This window comes from Paenibacillus rhizophilus (genome assembly GCF_003854965.1).
Lineage (GTDB): Bacteria > Bacillota > Bacilli > Paenibacillales > Paenibacillaceae > Paenibacillus_AQ > Paenibacillus_AQ rhizophilus.
The window spans coordinates 111,487-129,024 of the sequence record NZ_RQPI01000012.1; the positions used below are offsets into that span (position 1 = coordinate 111,487).

Below are 17,538 nucleotides of genomic sequence, written 5' to 3' on the forward strand. Positions count from 1 at the left end.
GCGGTTCTCTTCGGCATCCCTGGCAGATTCCGGCAGATTATCCCTGTCTCCCGGATTGGCTGCGTATTTATCCAACATTCGCATTCACCGCCTTCTGTGGTATAAACGGAGTTTCCTGCAGAAATTCGGGCTCAATCGGCAGCCTGGTAACCCGCTTGCCTACCGCCTGAAAAATGGCGGAAGCCACGGCAGGAGCCAGATTCACCGAGCCGATTTCACCTACCCCGCGGGGGCCGTAAGTGTCATGCTCCGGCAAATCCTCGATCGCCTCTACCTGAATGCCGCTCATATCGGCAATGGTTGGAATAATGTAAGTATCCAGATTCTTCGTAACATAGGAGCCTGCGTTCATCAGCGCGTCCTCCGTCAGCGTGAAGCCGACCGCCATGCCGCTGCCGCCCTCGATTTGCCCCAGATAACCCTGCGGATTGGCAACCGGACCGGCGGCTACCGCATGATACTGGTCAACGATCCGCACACGGCCGGTCAACAGATTGACCTCCACCTTTACGGCAATGGACGAGTACGTATAGAGAAAGTGGGCGCCGACCCGTTCATGAGGCGTTGTGGGATAATGAAACACCGTTTCGCACACAATAGGTTCATTAAGGGTACGGGCAAGATCGGCGTAAGAAAGGATCAGTTTCCCTTCCTTCCACATTCCACCCGGTCCCGGAGTCAAGCCGCTAACACCGCCGGAAGCGGATTCCGCCGCTTCGGCCAGCCGGGCGGTAAAATCGGGATGCAGCCTGCGCAGCGCCATCCACATCATGCTTGTCGCTCTGGACGCCGTGCTCGAACCGCTGTCCGGCACGACATCCGTATCGCCGATAATGATCCGCAGATCGCCGGCGTCGAATCCGTACTGCTCGATCAGCATTTGCTCCATCGTGGCGATCAGCCCCTGGCCGAATTCCTCGTACCCGAATACGGCCTCGATCTTGCCGTCAAGCGCCAGGCAGAGCCTGCCCCCTGCCGGGTCGGGAATACCGTAACCGAGGCCCGCTCCGTGCATGGCTATGGCTGAACCGACGCCGGTTACCGTCCAAGGGTCCCTGGCGTCCCTGCCCGGGCCGTTCTTTCTCTCCGCCATCAGCGGAATAGCAGCCAGCGCCTCCCATACCTGCATGGCTCCATGCGTCTGGACAATCGGCTGGCCCAGCGGGCCGGGATCGCCGTATCTCCGCAAATTCCGGAGACGCATTTCCCAGGGATCAATGCCCGCTGCTTCAGCCAGGCGGTCGATCTGTCCTTCTATGGCGAAGATGGCCTGATTTCCGCCAAATCCGCGGAATTCGCCGGAAACTCCGTTGTTCGTATAGATACAGAAGCCCTCGATCTCCATATGCTCAATCATGTATGGACCCATAACATGCTCCGTGGCGAAGTTCAGCACCTCGGTGCCGAGTGTGGCATAGGCCCCGGTGTCGGAGACGATCCTCACCTGATGGGCCATCAGCCGGCCGTCCTTGTCGCAGCCGGTCTTCATTGCGATCTTCATGGGATGGCGCTTAAGTCCTGCCCGGACGGATTCGGCGCGGGAGTTATGCAGCCGCACCGGCTTCCCCGTTCGAAGAGCCAGGAGTGCGCCGTAAGGCTGAACGTTCAGTTCGTCTTTGCCCCCGAACGATCCGCCGATTGGACTTGATACCACGCGAATGCTCTCCTCAGGCATCGCGAGAATGCGGGACAGCTGCTTGCGGTCCATCAGTCCGTGCTGAGTGGCTGAATAAACGGTCAGCCGGCCATTGTCTTCAGGAATAAAGAGTCCGCCTTCGGTTTCCATATACGTATGCATTTGTCTGGGCGTAAAGTACGTCTCCTCCGCCACATAGGCGCATCCAGCAAAAGCGTCCGCCGGATTGCCTTTGCGGTATTCGGTATGATGCAATAAATTGCCTTCGGGATGAAGAAGCACAGAATCCTCTTTCATGGCTTCCTCAGGGTCCGTTATTACCGGCAGCAGCTCGTAGTCGACCTCGATCAGAGACAGCGCATATTCCGCAATTTCGTCGCTGTCGGCGGCTACCGCGGCGATCGCGTCGCCGGTATGCCGCACACGGTCTTCGCAAAATACCGGCTGATGCGGAAGGGCGATGCCGAAGCCGTTCAAGCCAGGAACATCCTCATGCGTGATTACGGCATGCACGCCCGGAACGGCTGCCGCCTTCTCCGTGCGCAGAGCCAGAATCCGGGCATGAGCCTGATGGCTGCGAAGAACCCGGCCGGTCAACATGCCCTCTGCGCTCATATCGGTTAAATACTGCAATGTGCCGGTGACTTTTTCCATTCCGTCGGGCCGTGTTCTCCAGCGCCCTCCGCTGGATTCTCTGCTTAGCAGCATTTTCCCTCTCCCCTTTCGATAGCTCCGGTATTCCTCGCCCTCTCCCTATGTTACATTAATGGTCGCCTTTTCCAGCGCTTCCTTCCAAAGCCTTCCACAGTTCGGCAACAATAAGATTGCCTGCGGTCTTCTTCTTGTATTCTACGGTTGCAAAGGGATCGCCATAGGTCTCGAATTGCGTGACAACCGCCTCGAAAACCGAAGCAAGCTGCTCCTTGCCGATGCTGGCGCCTTCCAGAACCGCTTCGGCAATATCCAGCCGCTGCGGGCGGCCGCTTCCTCCTCCGGCGGCAATCTTCACGCCGCTCAGACGGCCTTCGCTGTCGATAAAGCATCCTATCGCTACCGTGACCAGCGAGGGCGTGAACGCTTCCCGGCGGCCGACTTTGCGGAAGATCTCAATTCGCCGGCTTCCCGCCGGACCTGCCGGGGGCGCAAGCCATATTCCCGTCAGGATATCTTCCTGCGGATGCATCCCGCTCCACCGGTCGGCCAGCCACTCTTCCACTCGCCGGCGGCTAAGGAACTTGCCGTCAAAGACGGCCAGCTCCGCATCGCAGACGAGCAGCGCGGGAAGACAATCGCCGTATCCCGAGGCGATATTGCCGCCGATCGTCGCCAGGTTGCGGACCGCCGGAGCGGCGATGCAGCGGACCGCCTCCTGAACGGCGGGCGCCATATGTCCCAGCGCGGCGCTTCGCCGGCACCGGGACAAGTCGGCAAGGGCGCCGATGGAGAGCCCGCCGCCATCTTCGTCAATGTCTGCAAGGTCTTCAATCCCCCGCAAATCAATCAGTGATTTCGGCATGGAAACCGTCCCGGCTTCCCACTGCGTCCGCAGCAAAGTGCTGCCGGCGACATAAACCCCATCCCTGCCAAACGTTCGTTTCAGCTCCCAGGCCTCATGCAGGCTTCGGGGCCTTTGAACAGCAGGCGTCCACAGCGGCTCGTCACGCAAAGCTTCCATTTGCTCCCCTCCTTTTTACAGTTGTCCAGCAATTTCGAACCCGTCTTACAGATCTAGAACCGCTGCTCCCGAACGTACGGAACACCCAACGATTCCGGCGTGCCGGAAGGCTTGTTGCGGTTGCGGTACCCCAAATACATCAGAACAAGGATGGTTACAACGTAAGGAATCATCTTCAGGAAATACGGCGGAATGGCGCTGCCGAGCAGCTGCATCCGGAAACCCAGCGAATCCAGCGCTCCGAAGAAGTAGGCGCACAGCAGCGCCCTTACCGGATTCCATCTGGCAAAAATAACGAGACCAACCGCGATCCAGCCTCTGCCCGCCGTCAGCCCTTCGTTCCAAGTCGGAGCGACGGTCAGAACCATATCCGCTCCCGCAAGTCCGATCAGCATGGCGCCGATGGTGACATAACCGTAACGGATTAGCCGGACGTGAACGCCCATGACATCTGCGGTGGCCGGGCTGTCGCCCACCGCCCGCAGGTGCAGCCCCCATGAGGTGCGGTGAATGAGCAAATGCAGCACAATGACAAGCACAAAGCTTAACCAGGTCAAAACATCCAGATTTCCAAAAATATCACCGATCACCGGGACTGGCTTCAAAAAGTCCAGATGCAGCCTCGGCAAAACGCCGGGCAGCGGGTTGCCGCTGATCGACTTGCCGAGATAGGCGCTAAAGCCGCTGCCGAACAGCGTCATCGCTAGACCCGACATTGTCTGGTTAGCGCGGAGCGTGATGCACAGGAAGGCGTGAATCAAGCCGAACAGCGCCGTTACTCCAACGGATGCGAGCAGCGCCACTCCAAGATTTTCGGTACGAATAAAGACAATGCAGGTTGTGACCGCCCCCATCAGCATTAAGCCTTCGGCTCCAAGCTGAAGAATGCCGGCGCGTTCATTTAATATGCCTCCAAGCGTCGCCAAGAGCAGCGGCGTGCCCGCGGAAATGGCGGCGATTAATAACGGTGTGACAAAATCCATTTCTTTCGACTCCTCCTTTGGGCTACGCTCCCCGGCGAATGCGGAAGCGGGTGACCATATCGCCGGCAATCAGGAAAAACAGGATCGCGCCCTGCAGCATTTCCGAAATGGACGACGGCAGACCGATGGTCTGTACGCTAAAACCTCCAACAATCAATCCGCCGAACAGCACCGAAGTGACAACAAGCCCGAGCGGATTCAGCTTAGCGAGCCAAGCCACGATAATGGCGGTGTACCCGTAGCCCGGCGAAATGCCCTGCATCAGCTTGTGGCTTACCCCCGATACCTCGGCCATACCGGCAAGACCTGCAAGTCCTCCGCTGATCAGCATGACTATAATAATATGGCGTTTGATGTGAATTCCGGCGTAACGGGCAGCGGTCTGATTCGCTCCGATCAGACGCAGCTCGTAGCCCCAGCGGGTAAAACGGACCATCAGATAATAAATGACAACCGCGACCAGCGCAAAGATCAAGCCGATATGCAGCCGGGTTGCTCCGAGTACAGGCAGCGATTGCGCGTCGGTGAACACCGGCGAGCCAGGCATATTGAAACCGTTAGGATCTTTCCATGGTCCGAATACGACGTAATCAAGGGCCAGCAGCGCCACATAGTTGAGCATAAGCGATGTAATCAGCTCGTTCACTCCGAAATGCGTCTTAGGAATGGCCGTGAGCAGCCCCCAGAAAGCGCCGGCGGCAACGCCGAAGATCAGCATCAGCAGAATGGACCAAAAGCCGGGCAGATTCGGAAAATAAACCGTAACGGCGGTCGCTGCCATCGCCCCAACCGTCAACTGTCCCTCGGCTCCGATATTCCAGACCGAAATCCGGTAGGCCACGGCGATGCCGAGTCCGCACAGCAGCAGCGGAATGGCTTTGACGAGCGTTTCGGTGATGCCGTATGACGTTCCGAAGGCACCCTTAAACATTTTGGAGTAGACGGTTACCGGACTCATTCCGTTGGCATAGATAAAAATCGCGCACAGCACGAGTGCCAGCGCCACCGATACGATCGGCGTCCACCACGGCGTGCGGATGCGGGATGAATCATATTCCAGCCGCCAGGGCAGCCGACCTCCGGAAGTCTGTTTCACAGGTCCCGAAAGCGCCCTTCCGCTTGCCTTTTCCTGGCTCATACCATGCTCTCCTCTCTGCTGCGGATGCCCGCCATCATCAGGCCGATTCTTTCTCTGTCCGCCGTCTCATGGGTCTCCTCGCCAATAATTGCTCCGTTATAAATGACCAATATCCGGTCTGACAGCTGCAGCAGCTCATCCAGATCCTCCGAGATAAGCAGCACGCCGCTCTCGGAAGCTCGGAGCTCCATAAGCAGCTCATGTACGCCCGCTGTCGCACCGACATCAAGGCCCTGCGTCGGATGGACGGCAACCATCAGCTTCGGCCGGTGGGTAACCTCCCGTGCAAACAGCAGCTTCTGCTGGTTGCCTCCGGACAGCTGCTGGACAGGCGTATCCAGCTCCGGCGTCTTCACATCGAATTTGCGCACGAGCTCTTCGGACCATATGCGGTTCTTGGCCGCCTTCAGGAAGCCGAAGGTCGAATGCTCTTCGGAACGGTATGACTTGAACAGCAGGTTGTCGACCGAGCCCAGACGTCCGGCCAATCCGCTCTTCATACGGTTTTCGGGCACATGGGAAATGCCGGAATCAATCGCTCCGCGAACCGAAGCCGTCTTGACGGGACTTCCGTCAAAAATAATTTCGCCTTCCCGCCATGTCCGAAGACCGGTCAGCACTTCTGCCAATTCCTTCTGACCGTTGCCCGCCACTCCGGCTACACCGACGATTTCGCCCTTTCGCACGGACAGGGACAGACCGTCAAGCGCCTTGCGGCCGTGATCAGCGTAAACGCTCAAGTTTTTTACATTAAGCAGTTCTTCGCCCTCCGTAGCTTCGCGTTCCTGACGCTCAATAACTACCTCTCTGCCGACCATCAGGCGGGCAACCTCGCGTTCATCGGTATCCTTGGTTACGAGTGTAGCGATCATTTTACCTTTGCGCATGACCGAAATTCGGTCCGAAGACGCCATGACCTCCTTCATTTTATGCGTGGTCATGATAACCGTCTTTCCTTCCTGCTTCATCCGGCGCAGCGTGCTGAACAACCCCTCTACCTCGCCCGGCGTAAGCACTGAGGTCGGTTCATCCAGAATAATAATGTCGGCGCCGCGGTAGAGCGTCTTGACGATCTCCACCCGCTGTTGTTCCCCGACAGAAAGCTGCCATATGGGACGGTCCACCGGAAATTTCAGCCCGAAGCGTTCCGCCAATTCCTCAATTTCTTTATGTTTGTTTTTAATCCAGTTTCTTCCGCGCCAGAAAGACGATTTTTCGCCAAGCACGATATTTTCCGCCGCCGTCAAGGTCTGCACCAGTCTGAAGTTCTGAAACACCATGCCTACACCGAGCATAGCCGCATCTTTGGGAGAACGAATCTTGGCTGGTTTGCCGTGTATCAGAATCTCTCCTTCATCCGCTCTATACACGCCCGACAGCATGCTCATGACCGTGCTTTTTCCCGCCCCGTTCTCGCCAAGCAGCGCGTGTATCTCGCCCGCGTTTGCCGAAAAATCGACTTGGTCGCTCGCGGTTACCGAACCGAAACGTTTTACAATTCCGCGCATTTCCACCGAATATTCCTGCATTTGGAACGCCTCCTTCCTCATAGTTGTAGTACAGGTGGGGAAGGTTCTTGGATTAAGAGCCCGCCCCACCTGTATGGTCTTCCTCTTATTAATGGATATCACGAACGAATTTTACAGCTTAAAACAGGTCAAAGATCACTTATTTAGGAAGCGTTCCGACTATACCCTTGGTCAGCCAGTTCATGCCCAGCACTTCTTCAAGCGTAAGCGACTTTCCTGCCGGAACTTTCTCATTGCCCTGGTTATCACTGATCGGACCTGTGAAGACATTCAATTCACCGCTGATGATCTTCGCCTTGGCATCCGCCACAAGCTTCTGCACATCCTCGGGAACCTTGTTGCCGAATGGAGCCAGATCGATCATGCCGTCAGCCATGTCGCCGGAATACTGCTCGTTCTTCCAGGTTCCGTCAATGACCGATTTAACAGTCTTCGTGTAGTACGGTCCCCAGTTCCATACCGGGTTCGTCAAATAATTGTCAGGTGCGAATTTCTTCATATCGGAGTCGTTGCCGCCTGCGAATGCGCCGCGTTCCGCAGCTGCCTGGATAGTAGCAGGGGAATCCTGGTAAGCGAGCAGCACGTCGGCGCCTTTATCCAGCAAGCTGATGGCCGCCTGCCGCTCAGTCGCCGGATCATACCATGTGTTTGTCCATACGACGTCGACTTTAATGTCCGGATTTACACTTTGTGCACCAAGCGTAAACGCATTAAGGTTGTAGATAACTTCACTGATCGGAAAAGCGCCGACATAGCCAAGATGATTTTTCTTGGTCACTTTGCCTGCTGCAATACCCGTCAGATAACTCGCTTGATAGTTCTTTCCGAAGTAGTTGCCCATGTTGTCGGCGGTCTTGAAGCCGGAAGCATGATCGAACTTGACGTTCGGGAATTTCTTCGCCACGCTGAGCGTCTGTTCCATATAGCCGAAGCTTGTTGTAAATACGATGTCATGACTTTGCGCCAGCTCGGTAATGATGCGCTCGGCATCGGGTCCCTCAGGAACGTTTTCTACAGCATCAGCCTTAATGCCAAGTTCCGCTTCCATTGCTTTGCGCCCTTGGTCATGCTGGTAAGTATAACCACCGTCGCCTGGAGGCCCGATGTATACGAACGCCACCTTCGGTTTCTCTCCGGACGGCTGTGCGGACGCACCAGCCGAAGCTCCTGCCGTCGCCGTTGCTGCCGGCTCCGAAGACGCTCCTGCGTTCCCTCCTGTATTGTTGCCGCCGCAGCCTGCAAGCACAACCGCAAGCACAAACAGCAGCATGAAACTCAAACTAAATGCCCGACCCCTCTGTTTCATTGTTTTCCTCCTCCTAAAATGTCGTGTAGCATAGAAGCTTACACAATATGAACTGGCCGTTTCTGGCCTAAGCTCCTTCATTTTGGGCTCCGGTTAATTTCTACCTCTAACTATAATGAGGCCGGAGCCATGCGTAAATTTATATAACATACGTTTGTGCATAATGATAAAAAGGAGGGATTATTTTGTGCAAATCGCACTAACCCAAGCCTTGATATATTTAAAATTGTTAGGAATTATAACATAGGCGCGTTTTACATGTCGGCAGAGTCCCGATTCCGGTCGTTTCTAAGCAACCACTGGCGTCGGACCTTCATGAAATCCCCTTCGGTATCGGCGTCCATAGAGAATAATGGAGAATCCCCTTCGATCACCGCGCCTTTATAGACAGGGGAATGAAGGATGCTTGCCGCGCCGCGGTCACCGTCGAGCTGTTGAAGAGCCGGAAAGAGTGATTTGGAGAACAGCGCCGGCGGCATGATCGTCCCATCGCCTCGGCTGGCTACATAATCCAGATCCGGTGAACGCCGAAAGGTATCGATCAAGCGTCCGACCAGCCCCGCCGTTATGAACGGCTGGTCGGCAAGGGCCACTACCACCGCATCCGGTTCGGTCGGCAGCACCGCATTGAGGCCGCAGCGGAGGGAGAAGGACAGCCCCAAATGGGCAGTCAGGCAAGTCTCCGTCCGTCTTGAACCCCGAACTCCGCTCTCGGGCGGCAGCCACTCCAGCTTGTCATCAGCCCTTACAACCACGGCCAGCGGCTCAAGGCCGCAGCGTTCCAATTCACTGAGCGCGACGCTCCCAAGCGCGACGCCCTGCGTCAGTCTCAGAGAAACCTTGGGGGTGCCCATCCTGCTGCTCTGCCCGGCCGCCAGGTAAATTCCGGCTACTTTCAACGTTATCCGCTCCTTTCGGCTGTTTGCGCGAACCCGCTCTTCTCACCTGAATCATCTCTGCAACGATACTGACGGCTATCTCTTCCGGCCCTTCTCCGCGGATCGGCAGTCCGACGGGCGCATGCAGTGTCTCCGGCACGCCTAGTCCCTCCAGCAGCAAACCTATTCTCGCGGTGGAGCCAATAATCCCGATATAATGCGGTTCATGCTCAATAACGCGTTCAAGGAACATTCGGTCGCGCTGAAATTGATGGCTGCAGATCAGGACATAATCGTTTCTGCCGATCCGAAGCCGCTCAGCGGCCTCTTGCGGAGAACAAATTACTCTTTCCTCTGCCGGGAGTTCATTCTTCACGCTGGCTTCACGCCAGTCCGCCACCGCTATCCGAAATCCTGTTCTGAACGCTAAATCAGCGATGGGACGGCTGTCATGTCCGGGACCGAACAAAATCAGACGCGGTTTGGGAACAAGCAGCGTTATGAACGAGGCTTCGCTCCCGCCGCCAGCCGACTGTGTCTCCTGCGCTCCGGCAGCCGGTTCCAGCGAATAGGCATAGCTGCCGCCTGCCCGGCTGCGCCGCAGAATCGCGCTTTGACCGGAGGCCATCCGGTCATGGGCTTCAACCAGCAACTTTCTAAGGTCGTCTTTTACAGGCTCCAGCACTACTTTAATCTTGCCGCCGCAGCCCACCGCTTCTCCCCACGAGAAATCATCAGGAGACAGCATATCATATTCTACGGTTTCCGGCATCCCCGAATCCCACACTTCCCCGGTCCGGAGCTGCAAATCGCTTTCGAGACATCCGGGACTAAGGCTTCCTATCGTTCCTCCATCATGAAATAGCATTGCCGATCCGGCCTTTCGGTATGAATGTCCTTCCACAGAAATCAGCGTGGCCAACACAGCTGGAAGGTCGTTTCTCTTAATGTGGGCCGCAATATCATAAGCGCTCATGAAACTCCCTCCATACAGTCTCCTGCAGTCAGCCTTTAGCCGCCTTCCTTGATCGGATTCAGCCGCGCTCCAGCATTTTACGGAACAAAAACGCCAGCTGCAGCCGCAGCAAATCGTCGGTCTTCTTGAAATCGACGTCCAGCAGCTCGCTCAGCTTCTCCATCCGGTAAGTGGCTGTATTGCGGTGAATGAACAGCTTCTTGGCCGTTTCGTTGATATGGCCGTCATTTTCCAGAAAAGCTTCCAATGTATGCAGCATTTCCCTTACGTACTCAGGTTCGCGGCCAAGCAATCCGGCCAGGGTGCGGCTGCAGTATTTTTGCATCATTTCGGCGGGAACCTGCTGCAGCACCATGGCCAGCTCAAGCTGGCGGTAATGCGCAACCTGCTGTCCGGCATTCCAGTGGGCAGTCAAGCGCATGGCTTCCTTCACTTCGGCAAAAGCTTCCCTGATCTCCTCCGGCTTGCTCTTCCGGCAGCTGACCGCCGCCCGGGGGTAGCAGCCTTCACTGATCTCCAGCTTGTCGAAGCAAGCCTCGATCATGCCGCTAAAGCGCTCCGGAGCCAGCCGTTCCCCCGAGTAGATTGACAGCAGCCCTTCATCTACTATTAGGTGAAAAGCCTGCATCTTTCCAAGCTCCGGATGCTGCACATACTCTTCTTTCAGGCGGGTCAACTCGTGCTGCCTCAGTTCTCCCGCTTCGGTCACATCGCTAAGAACAAACTGAAACGCCCCTTGCAGCAATCCGGGATCCATGGCGTCAGCCGCCTTTGCCAGCTCGATACACGACAGATCACCTTTCAGACAGCGGCGAAGCTGTCTGCCGAATTCTCTGTGCAGATCCTGCTCGAAATAATCCTGGGCGCCTGACCGGATGTGATACGCGATAAGTTCGGCTCCCTGAACGAACAGGCTCTCTTCCATGGACAGCAGCAAGGGGTCGATGGAACAAAAGACGAGATAGCCCGCGCACTCTTCCCCCTGAAGGAGAGGAAGGCGGTAACCCGCCTCCTCTCCGATGCGCACCTTGCGGTTCTTGTTCCCCCACGGCCATCCGCCCAGCAGTTCACGTTCGCTGTGGGGAGAGTTGTTGAAGAGCAGTTCCCCGCGGCTGCCGATAACGGCCAATGGATGGCCGACACACTCGGAGACGGACTCCAGCAGCGAACGGCTGCGCACGGGGTGCAGAGCAAAACGCATCAGCTTCCGCTGCTTCTCAAGGACGGATTGCAGCGCGCCTGTGCTGCGGGCGAGCTCCGCACGGAACAGGCCGTTCATCTGGTCTGAGAACGTAAACTGGAACGGCAGCTCGATAAGCGGGAAGTTCAGCTCTTCCGCTTCGGCAATCAAAGCTTCAGGGACCGTTTCCCAGAAACGCCCCAGCTTGATCCCGAGTCCCGACGAGCCCCTCCGGTTGAGCTTATGAAGCAGTGCCGACGCCTGCTCAGGATTATCTTTGATGAGGTAGGCGGTCGTTAGAAGCATTTCGCCTTCCTTGATCCAGTCTGAAATATCCGGGGCATCCATCACATTGATCGACTTGACGATTCTGCGGGTTCCTTTGGAACCGGCAATCAGCTTTGCTTCCGACAAAGGATATATCGATAAAGCCTCTTCGACCGTAAGGTGCATGCCGCCCCTCCTCCGTTATATTTATAAAATCAAAACTTTTATGTTTTTTTGTGTTACTTTATGTAACATTATAAAGAATATGCCCCCCTTTGAAAAGATTAAAGTTTAGAAACTCCGCTTTATGTTATGTAACTTTACATATATTTCTTGTTGAATTTCTTTAGTGTCGCCACCGGATAAAAAGAAAGAGCTGCCAGTCACGGAGTTTCCGCGGGACAGCCCTGTATTTTTTATTGAATCCAAGAAGGAACGCCGCAAATCCTTTAAAGGACGGATCAAACCAGCGCCGGCTTCCAGATTTGGTTTGCCCATGCCAGCAGACGCAGATCTTGGCCGAAGCCTCCGATTATGGACAGTCCGAGCGGAAGACCGCCGGGACCGTTAACCGGGAGTGTAATTTGCGGAAGGCCGGCCAGGCCGGCGATGCAGCAGAGCGACATGGCTCCACTGCGGTTAAACTCCAGCTGAGCCGCATCTCCTCCGGACAGCGGCGCCGCACCGGGCACCGTCGGAATGACCAGCGCCCCGTCCTCGCCAAGCATATTGCTGAGACGGACAGCGACTTCCTTCCGGAACGACTCGGCAGCATCATGATTCTGTCCGTACAGCTCTTCCGCCAAGGCAAATCGGGCGGCGATATCCGGCCCGAACGTCGGACGCTGCTTCCGGACCCAGCTTCCGTGTGTCTCCCATATTTCACTGCCCTGAAGCTCCCGGAAGACATCCATCCATGCCTTCAGCCCTTCCGGAGCAACTTCGGTCTCCATACTCCGCCCGGCGCCGGCCTGCAAAAGCTTCAATGCGCCGGACAATACTCCGGCGCTTTCCGGTTCCGCCAGCCTCCAGGCATCCCTGGCGACAAACAGTGTGCTCATGTTCTTCATACCAAGAACAGCCTCGCCGCCCGCCGCTGCGTCCGGGCCAGTTGCTGTCTCCGCCGTATTCTCTCCTCTATCCATGCCTTCAAGCAGCACTTTGCCGACCCGGAGGAGAAGTTCAGGGCTCCCCGCCATCCAGCCGACGGTATCGAACTGCGGAGCAAGCGGAATTACGCCGCTCATATCGACCGCTCCGTGACTCGGCCGGAAACCGTAAATGCCGCAGTACGCGGACGGTACGCGGATCGAGCCTCCCGTATCCGTTCCGAGCGCGCAGTCGACGCTCCCCGCGGCGACAGCAACCGCCGAGCCGCTGGATGATCCGCCGGGAATTCTTCCCTTTCCGCGCGGGTTCACCGGCGTTCCGTAATGAACATTCTCCCCGCCGAGGCTGTACATCAGTTCATCCGTATGGGCAGCTCCCCTGAGAGCAGCCCCCGCCATCAGCAGACGGCGAACCGCTTCGGCATGCTCCGCCGCCGCCGGATGGCTGAGCAGCCAGTCCGGATTACCGGCCGACGAGGCATGCCCCTTGATTGCAAATACATCTTTAACCGCAAACGTCACTCCGTCCAGAGATCCGCGCGCAAGCGGCGGGACCTCAAGTCCGGGATCGATAAACGCTCCATACCGGTTGTCCAAGCTCATCCGCTCTCTCCTCCTTCCGCTTTCTCTTCCCCTAGAGCTTCATCCGAATAAGTAGTAAAGGATTTGTATCCGCAATCGCCCCAAACTGCTGAAACATACCCTTGCAGCGTGTACAGATTGAGAGACGAAGCGGAATTCCTCCACCTATTTTTTGACAAAGAGGCTTCTTGCCAGGGCCAAGCTGGAAAATCTCCAGCTAAATCCGGCATTTCAGCCAAAAATAAATAAAAAGCGGGCAAATAGCGTGAGGTTTTCCCGCTCGTTGTCTGAAATATAGTTTTTCCGGAAATTAAAGGGATCTTTTCCCGTTTATTCGTTTTTGCAAGTACATGCATGAGAGCAAGCGCAAGCCTAATCCTCGTTTAACCTCTGACAGGATGCTATTTGGTTATCTCCCTGCGTATCTAACCTTACATCCGCTTTCCACCGCTGAGGCTTTGCCGCTACCAGCCGATGGCTGCTCCGTCACAGCGCGGATCGGTCCCGCCGCTGCGGTAGCCGTTGTCATCAATGCTGATTACATGGGCGTGGCCGGCAAGTCCATCATAGTCCGCCGCCTTCCGCACCTTGTGGCCGGCTGCTGCCAGTTCTTCCAGCACAGTGTCCCCCACTCTGCTCTCCACGGTCAGCTCCTGGGTCGGTTCGCCCCATGTTCTGCCCCAGACGAACCGCGGCTCGTCGACCGCCTGCTGGGGATTCATCCCGTAATGCAGCATCCGGGTCAGCAGCAGCGTCTGGGTCTGCGGCTGGCCTTCGCCGCCCTGGGTGCCGTAAAGGATAGCGGGCTTGCCGTCCCGGCAGGCCATCGCCGGCATCAGCGTATGGAAGGTCCGCTTATGCGGCTCCAGTGTGTTGACCGCGGCCGGGTCCAGCGAGAAGAAGGAGCCCCGGTTCTGCAGCAGAATGCCGGAGCCGCCCGGGGCGGTTCCCGACCCGAATTCGAAGTACAGGCTCTGGATGAAGGACACCGCATTGCCTTCCGCATCCACAACCGCCGCATAGGCCGTGTCCCGGCCGGTAGGCTCGCTGGACAACGCGGCCGCGCTGCGGGGCGAAATCAATGCCGCAAGCTGTGCAGCGTAAGTCTTATCCAGCAGCCGGTCCAGCGGAATCTCGCTGAATTCGGGATCGGTAAGCACCGCGTCGCGGTCGCGGAAGCTGGCCTTGATCGCTTCGACGAGAAGGTGATAATATTCATACGAGCCATGCTGAATGCCGCCGAAGTCAAACTTCTCCAATATATTCAGCGCCATCAGCGCGGCGAATCCTTGTGAATTGGGCGGAGCCTGATGGACGGTATAGCCGTGATAATCCGTCCGGATCGGCTCGCACCAGTTGCCCCGGTGGTCGGCAAAGTCCTCGCGGAGCAAGTAACCGCCAGCCTCTGCCAGTCCGTCGCAAATCGCCCCGGCGATTTCTCCTTTATAAAAGGCGTCGCGGCCCCCGGAAGCCAGAATGGAAAGCGACCGGGCCAGGTCCTTCTGCACGAACTTCTCTCCGGCCTTCGGAATCCGTCCGCCCGGCATATAAATGGCTGCCGCTTCGGGCGACAGCGCAGCCCCGGCAAGCACGGTATTGGCGTGCTGATCCGGCGACAGCGGAAAGCCTGCGGACGCGTAATCGATCGCGGCCTCCAGTACCTCCGCCAGCGGCAGACGACCGTACCGGCTCAGCACCGCGTCCCAGCTGTCGGCCATGCCCGGCACGGTAACCGCACTGCGGGTGCCCCGCCGCGGAATCGCAGCTTCACCGGCGAACCGGCCTCGGTGCACGCCGTAGCCAGAACGGCCGCTGCCGTTATAGGCCTGGACGCGGCCTTCATCAGCGCTGTAAGTCAGCCAGAACGCATCGCCGCCAAGGCCCGTCATATGCGGGTAGACAACCGCCAGCGCCGCGCTGACGGCCACCGCCGCGTCGAAGGCGTTCCCGCCCTTTTGCAAAATCCGCGCACCTGCGGCGGACGCCAGGTAATGCGGGCTGACTACCATCGTTTTTGTACCGATTACCGGTCGCTTTGTCATAAGCTTTTCCCTCCCGTGAATTAATGTCATTTAACATTACACAGCCGGCTAAAGTCAACCGGAAGCGCGCATTCCAAAGACGGCGCACCCGCGATTTGTGTACGGTGCACAAAGTTCCCGCCGGAGGGCTTCGAAAAGAAATATAATGAGAATGCATTCATACGGATTGTATAGAATTGGCTCCAAAGGGGGAAAGGGTTTGAGACCGACTCAAAAAGATTATATAGAGCTTGTCGTTTCGATGTGCAGAACGGGAATTATCGGCTACGGCGGCGGCCCTTCGGTAATTCCGCTGATCCGCCATGACGCCGTCATCCGATATAAGTGGCTCAGCGACGAGGAGTTTGGAGAAACGCTGGCCCTGGCCAACGCGCTGCCGGGACCGATCGCGACCAAAATGGCCGCTTATTTAGGATACAAGCGCAAAGGGGCATGGGGAGCGTTCCTCGCCGTAATTGCGCATATTTTGCCCAGCGTTCTTGCCATGATTCTGCTGTTGTCCGCCGTTAACTACCTGGCCGGCTCGAAGGTAGTCAAGGGAATGATCGCCGCCGTATCGCCCGTCATCGCCGTCATGCTCGGCGTCATGGCGTACGAATTTGCGAAAAAGGCCGTCAAGGGCCTCGGCATAGCAGCCGGAGCGGCCTTCATGCTGCTCGCCCTGCTCCTGCTTGAGGTGCTGCATGTCCATCCGGCTATCGTCATCGTGCTGTTTCTCGCTTACGGCGCCGTGCATTACCGGGCTGTAGCCAGCCGCCGCGGCAGACAAGGAAAGAAGGAGGAAACGCCATAAATGGAGTGGATTAAACTGATTATCGGATTCTTTATCGCCAATCTGCTCGGCTACGGCGGCGGACCTTCCTCCATTCCGCTCATGTATGAAGAAATCGTCCCGCATTACCACTGGCTGACAGACGGGGAATTCTCCAACATGCTGGCGCTGGGCAACGCGCTTCCCGGACCGATCGCCACCAAGGTGGCGGCTTACGTCGGCTTCGAGATTTACGGCTGGGCCGGAGTGCTTGCGGCGCTGCTTGCCACTGTCCTGCCGTCGGCCGCCGCCCTGATCGTTCTTCTTCGGGTGCTGCAAAAATACCGCCAGTCCAAGGTTGTCAAAGGGATGACGCTGCTCGTCCAGCCTGTAATCGCCATCATGATGGCCGTATTGACCTGGCAGATGGGAAAAGGGCCCGCCGCTTCCATTGGAATTTGGCAGACCCTGATTATTGCGGCCATCGCCTTCTGGGCAATGGAACGCCGCAAAATCCATCCCGCTCTCGTCATTCTCGCCGCTTTTGTCTATGGCGGACTTGTTCTCAGGTACAGCATGTAGTTGCCGGGCCGGACGTCTGCGGGGCAATAATTTTTTCAAAAAAAAAAAAAAAACAGGAAACGGCTGCCGCCCTATTCGGGGATCGGAGCCGTTTCTTTTTTACGATTTCAAAATGTACTGGGACAGCACAGCCTGCACCTCATAAATATTGACGCTCTTGTTGAAGGTCTTCTTGAGCGGAAGCGAACTGCCGGATACAAAAAGGCACAGCTCCGCGTCAAGATCGAAATGCCCCGCCGTCTCTACGGAATAATGCGTGATGCTTTTGTAGGGAATGGAGTGATACGCCGTCTTTTTGCCGGTTACACCCTGCTTGTCGATCAGAATCAGCCTTTTGTCCGTAAAAATAAACATGTCGCGAATCAGCTTGTAGGCTCGCTCGATCTGCTCCCCGGGGGCCAGAATTTGTCCGTACTCCTTGCGGGCCGAATTGAGATCCACCTGGGATGCATTGCCGAGCAGGCCGTCAAAAAATGCCACCTTTGCTCCCTCCTCTTGATCATCCTATTATGACGGCATGCCGCCCTATCACCATACATATTGAAAAAACAGGCGGGTATTCCGGTTTTACCGCTTTGACATGCTAAAGGACGCGGAGGAAAAATTTCTTGCTATTGGCAACATATTCTTTTAAAATTATTGTAACTTTGTTAATGAGGGAGGTGAGGAAAGATGAATTATGAGGGTCTGGGTAACATGGTCAGCCGCTTGCCTATAGCGACGGCGGGCATCGTTCATGCTTCTGGCGTCAACGGGAGAAGTCTGTCCTTTTTTGCCAAAATCATAACGCCTGACCACCCAGAAATGTCTTTCCTGCCTTCCGACCGTACAGCTTAACTAGGGCTTACACGGACAAGGCCGCGGGGAACGTTTCCCTGCGGTCTTTTTGTATTGTCCTTGCACG

The 17,538-nt window shown here is 56.6% G+C and carries 16 protein-coding genes; 3 read left to right on the forward strand and 13 right to left on the reverse strand.

The genetic code is table 11. The features are described from left to right. Window positions 1–67: 67 nt before the first annotated feature. The 12 genes from pucD to ggt form a co-directional block, all read right to left on the reverse strand. A complete protein-coding gene (gene pucD, locus EH198_RS18310) occupies window positions 68–2,344 on the reverse strand; it encodes a xanthine dehydrogenase subunit D (RefSeq protein WP_124696967.1) in 2,277 nt (758 codons plus the stop codon). A 55-nt stretch (window positions 2,345–2,399) separates the two neighbouring features. Continuing rightward, window positions 2,400–3,311: an FAD binding domain-containing protein gene (locus tag EH198_RS18315; protein WP_124696968.1), complete on the reverse strand. Its 912-nt coding sequence runs from the start codon at window positions 3,309–3,311 to the stop codon at window positions 2,400–2,402. A gap of 53 nt (window positions 3,312–3,364) precedes the next feature. Continuing rightward, entirely contained in the window at window positions 3,365–4,294 is a 930-nt protein-coding gene (locus EH198_RS18320; RefSeq protein ID WP_124696969.1) for an ABC transporter permease, read from the reverse strand. 22 nt (window positions 4,295–4,316) lie between these two features. Further along, complete coding sequence (locus EH198_RS18325; RefSeq protein ID WP_124696970.1) at window positions 4,317–5,432, reverse strand: ABC transporter permease; 1,116 nt, start codon at window positions 5,430–5,432, stop codon at window positions 4,317–4,319. Continuing rightward, entirely contained in the window at window positions 5,429–6,961 is a 1,533-nt protein-coding gene (locus EH198_RS18330) for an ABC transporter ATP-binding protein (RefSeq protein WP_124696971.1), read from the reverse strand. The genes EH198_RS18325 and EH198_RS18330 overlap by 4 nt, the downstream gene beginning before the upstream one ends. Window positions 6,962–7,100: 139 nt before the next feature. After that, entirely contained in the window at window positions 7,101–8,267 is a 1,167-nt protein-coding gene (locus tag EH198_RS18335; RefSeq protein WP_124696972.1) for a BMP family ABC transporter substrate-binding protein, read from the reverse strand. 254 nt (window positions 8,268–8,521) lie between these two features. Continuing rightward, entirely contained in the window at window positions 8,522–9,121 is a 600-nt protein-coding gene (locus EH198_RS18340; protein WP_185702964.1) for an NTP transferase domain-containing protein, read from the reverse strand. Continuing rightward, window positions 9,054–10,121, reverse strand: coding sequence for an XdhC family protein (locus EH198_RS18345; protein WP_124696974.1), 1,068 nt, complete (start codon window positions 10,119–10,121; stop codon window positions 9,054–9,056). The genes EH198_RS18340 and EH198_RS18345 overlap by 68 nt, the downstream gene beginning before the upstream one ends. A 58-nt stretch (window positions 10,122–10,179) precedes the next feature. Continuing rightward, window positions 10,180–11,754: a PucR family transcriptional regulator gene (locus EH198_RS18350; RefSeq protein ID WP_124696975.1), complete on the reverse strand. Its 1,575-nt coding sequence runs from the start codon at window positions 11,752–11,754 to the stop codon at window positions 10,180–10,182. Window positions 11,755–12,029: 275 nt separating this feature from the next. Beyond that, the gene (locus EH198_RS18355; protein WP_124697000.1) at window positions 12,030–13,274 is read right to left on the reverse strand and encodes an amidase; all 1,245 of its coding nucleotides are present in this window, start codon (window positions 13,272–13,274) and stop codon (window positions 12,030–12,032) included. A gap of 2 nt (window positions 13,275–13,276) precedes the next feature. After that, complete coding sequence (locus EH198_RS18360) at window positions 13,277–13,615, reverse strand: hypothetical protein (protein WP_124696976.1); 339 nt, start codon at window positions 13,613–13,615, stop codon at window positions 13,277–13,279. 108 nt (window positions 13,616–13,723) lie between these two features. Further along, a complete protein-coding gene (gene ggt, locus EH198_RS18365; protein WP_124696977.1) occupies window positions 13,724–15,301 on the reverse strand; it encodes a gamma-glutamyltransferase in 1,578 nt (525 codons plus the stop codon). 199 nt (window positions 15,302–15,500) lie between these two features. Here ggt and chrB point away from each other — a divergent pair, with 199 nt between their 5' ends. Next, window positions 15,501–16,094 carry a chromate efflux transporter ChrB gene (gene chrB / locus EH198_RS18370; RefSeq protein ID WP_281278021.1) on the forward strand — a complete coding sequence of 198 codons (594 nt, stop codon included), beginning with the start codon at window positions 15,501–15,503 and terminating at the stop codon, window positions 16,092–16,094. Beyond that, window positions 16,095–16,634, forward strand: coding sequence for a chromate efflux transporter ChrA (chrA, locus tag EH198_RS18375; RefSeq protein WP_124696978.1), 540 nt, complete (start codon window positions 16,095–16,097; stop codon window positions 16,632–16,634). 99 nt (window positions 16,635–16,733) lie between these two features. On the opposite strand, the gene EH198_RS18380 is transcribed toward chrA, so the two are convergent. Further along, entirely contained in the window at window positions 16,734–17,114 is a 381-nt protein-coding gene (locus EH198_RS18380; protein ID WP_124696979.1) for a PH domain-containing protein, read from the reverse strand. Window positions 17,115–17,306: 192 nt separating this feature from the next. Here EH198_RS18380 and EH198_RS24785 point away from each other — a divergent pair, with 192 nt between their 5' ends. Further along, complete coding sequence (locus EH198_RS24785; protein ID WP_185702969.1) at window positions 17,307–17,471, forward strand: hypothetical protein; 165 nt, start codon at window positions 17,307–17,309, stop codon at window positions 17,469–17,471. The last annotated feature ends 67 nt before the right edge of the window (window positions 17,472–17,538 follow it).

Coding starts and splice junctions, on each gene's coding strand:
- pucD (WP_124696967.1), bottom strand. CDS start 2,344: ATGCTGCTAAGCAGAGAATCCAGCGGAGGGCGCTGGAGAACACGGCCC.
- EH198_RS18315 (WP_124696968.1), bottom strand. CDS start 3,311: ATGGAAGCTTTGCGTGACGAGCCGCTGTGGACGCCTGCTGTTCAAAGG.
- EH198_RS18320 (WP_124696969.1), bottom strand. CDS start 4,294: ATGGATTTTGTCACACCGTTATTAATCGCCGCCATTTCCGCGGGCACG.
- EH198_RS18325 (WP_124696970.1), bottom strand. CDS start 5,432: ATGAGCCAGGAAAAGGCAAGCGGAAGGGCGCTTTCGGGACCTGTGAAA.
- EH198_RS18330 (WP_124696971.1), bottom strand. CDS start 6,961: ATGCAGGAATATTCGGTGGAAATGCGCGGAATTGTAAAACGTTTCGGT.
- EH198_RS18335 (WP_124696972.1), bottom strand. CDS start 8,267: ATGAAACAGAGGGGTCGGGCATTTAGTTTGAGTTTCATGCTGCTGTTT.
- EH198_RS18340 (WP_185702964.1), bottom strand. CDS start 9,121: ATGGGCACCCCCAAGGTTTCTCTGAGACTGACGCAGGGCGTCGCGCTT.
- EH198_RS18345 (WP_124696974.1), bottom strand. CDS start 10,121: ATGAGCGCTTATGATATTGCGGCCCACATTAAGAGAAACGACCTTCCA.
- EH198_RS18350 (WP_124696975.1), bottom strand. CDS start 11,754: ATGCACCTTACGGTCGAAGAGGCTTTATCGATATATCCTTTGTCGGAA.
- EH198_RS18360 (WP_124696976.1), bottom strand. CDS start 13,615: ATGCATGTACTTGCAAAAACGAATAAACGGGAAAAGATCCCTTTAATT.
- ggt (WP_124696977.1), bottom strand. CDS start 15,301: ATGACAAAGCGACCGGTAATCGGTACAAAAACGATGGTAGTCAGCCCG.
- chrA (WP_124696978.1), top strand. CDS start 16,095: ATGGAGTGGATTAAACTGATTATCGGATTCTTTATCGCCAATCTGCTC.
- EH198_RS24785 (WP_185702969.1), top strand. CDS start 17,307: ATGAATTATGAGGGTCTGGGTAACATGGTCAGCCGCTTGCCTATAGCG.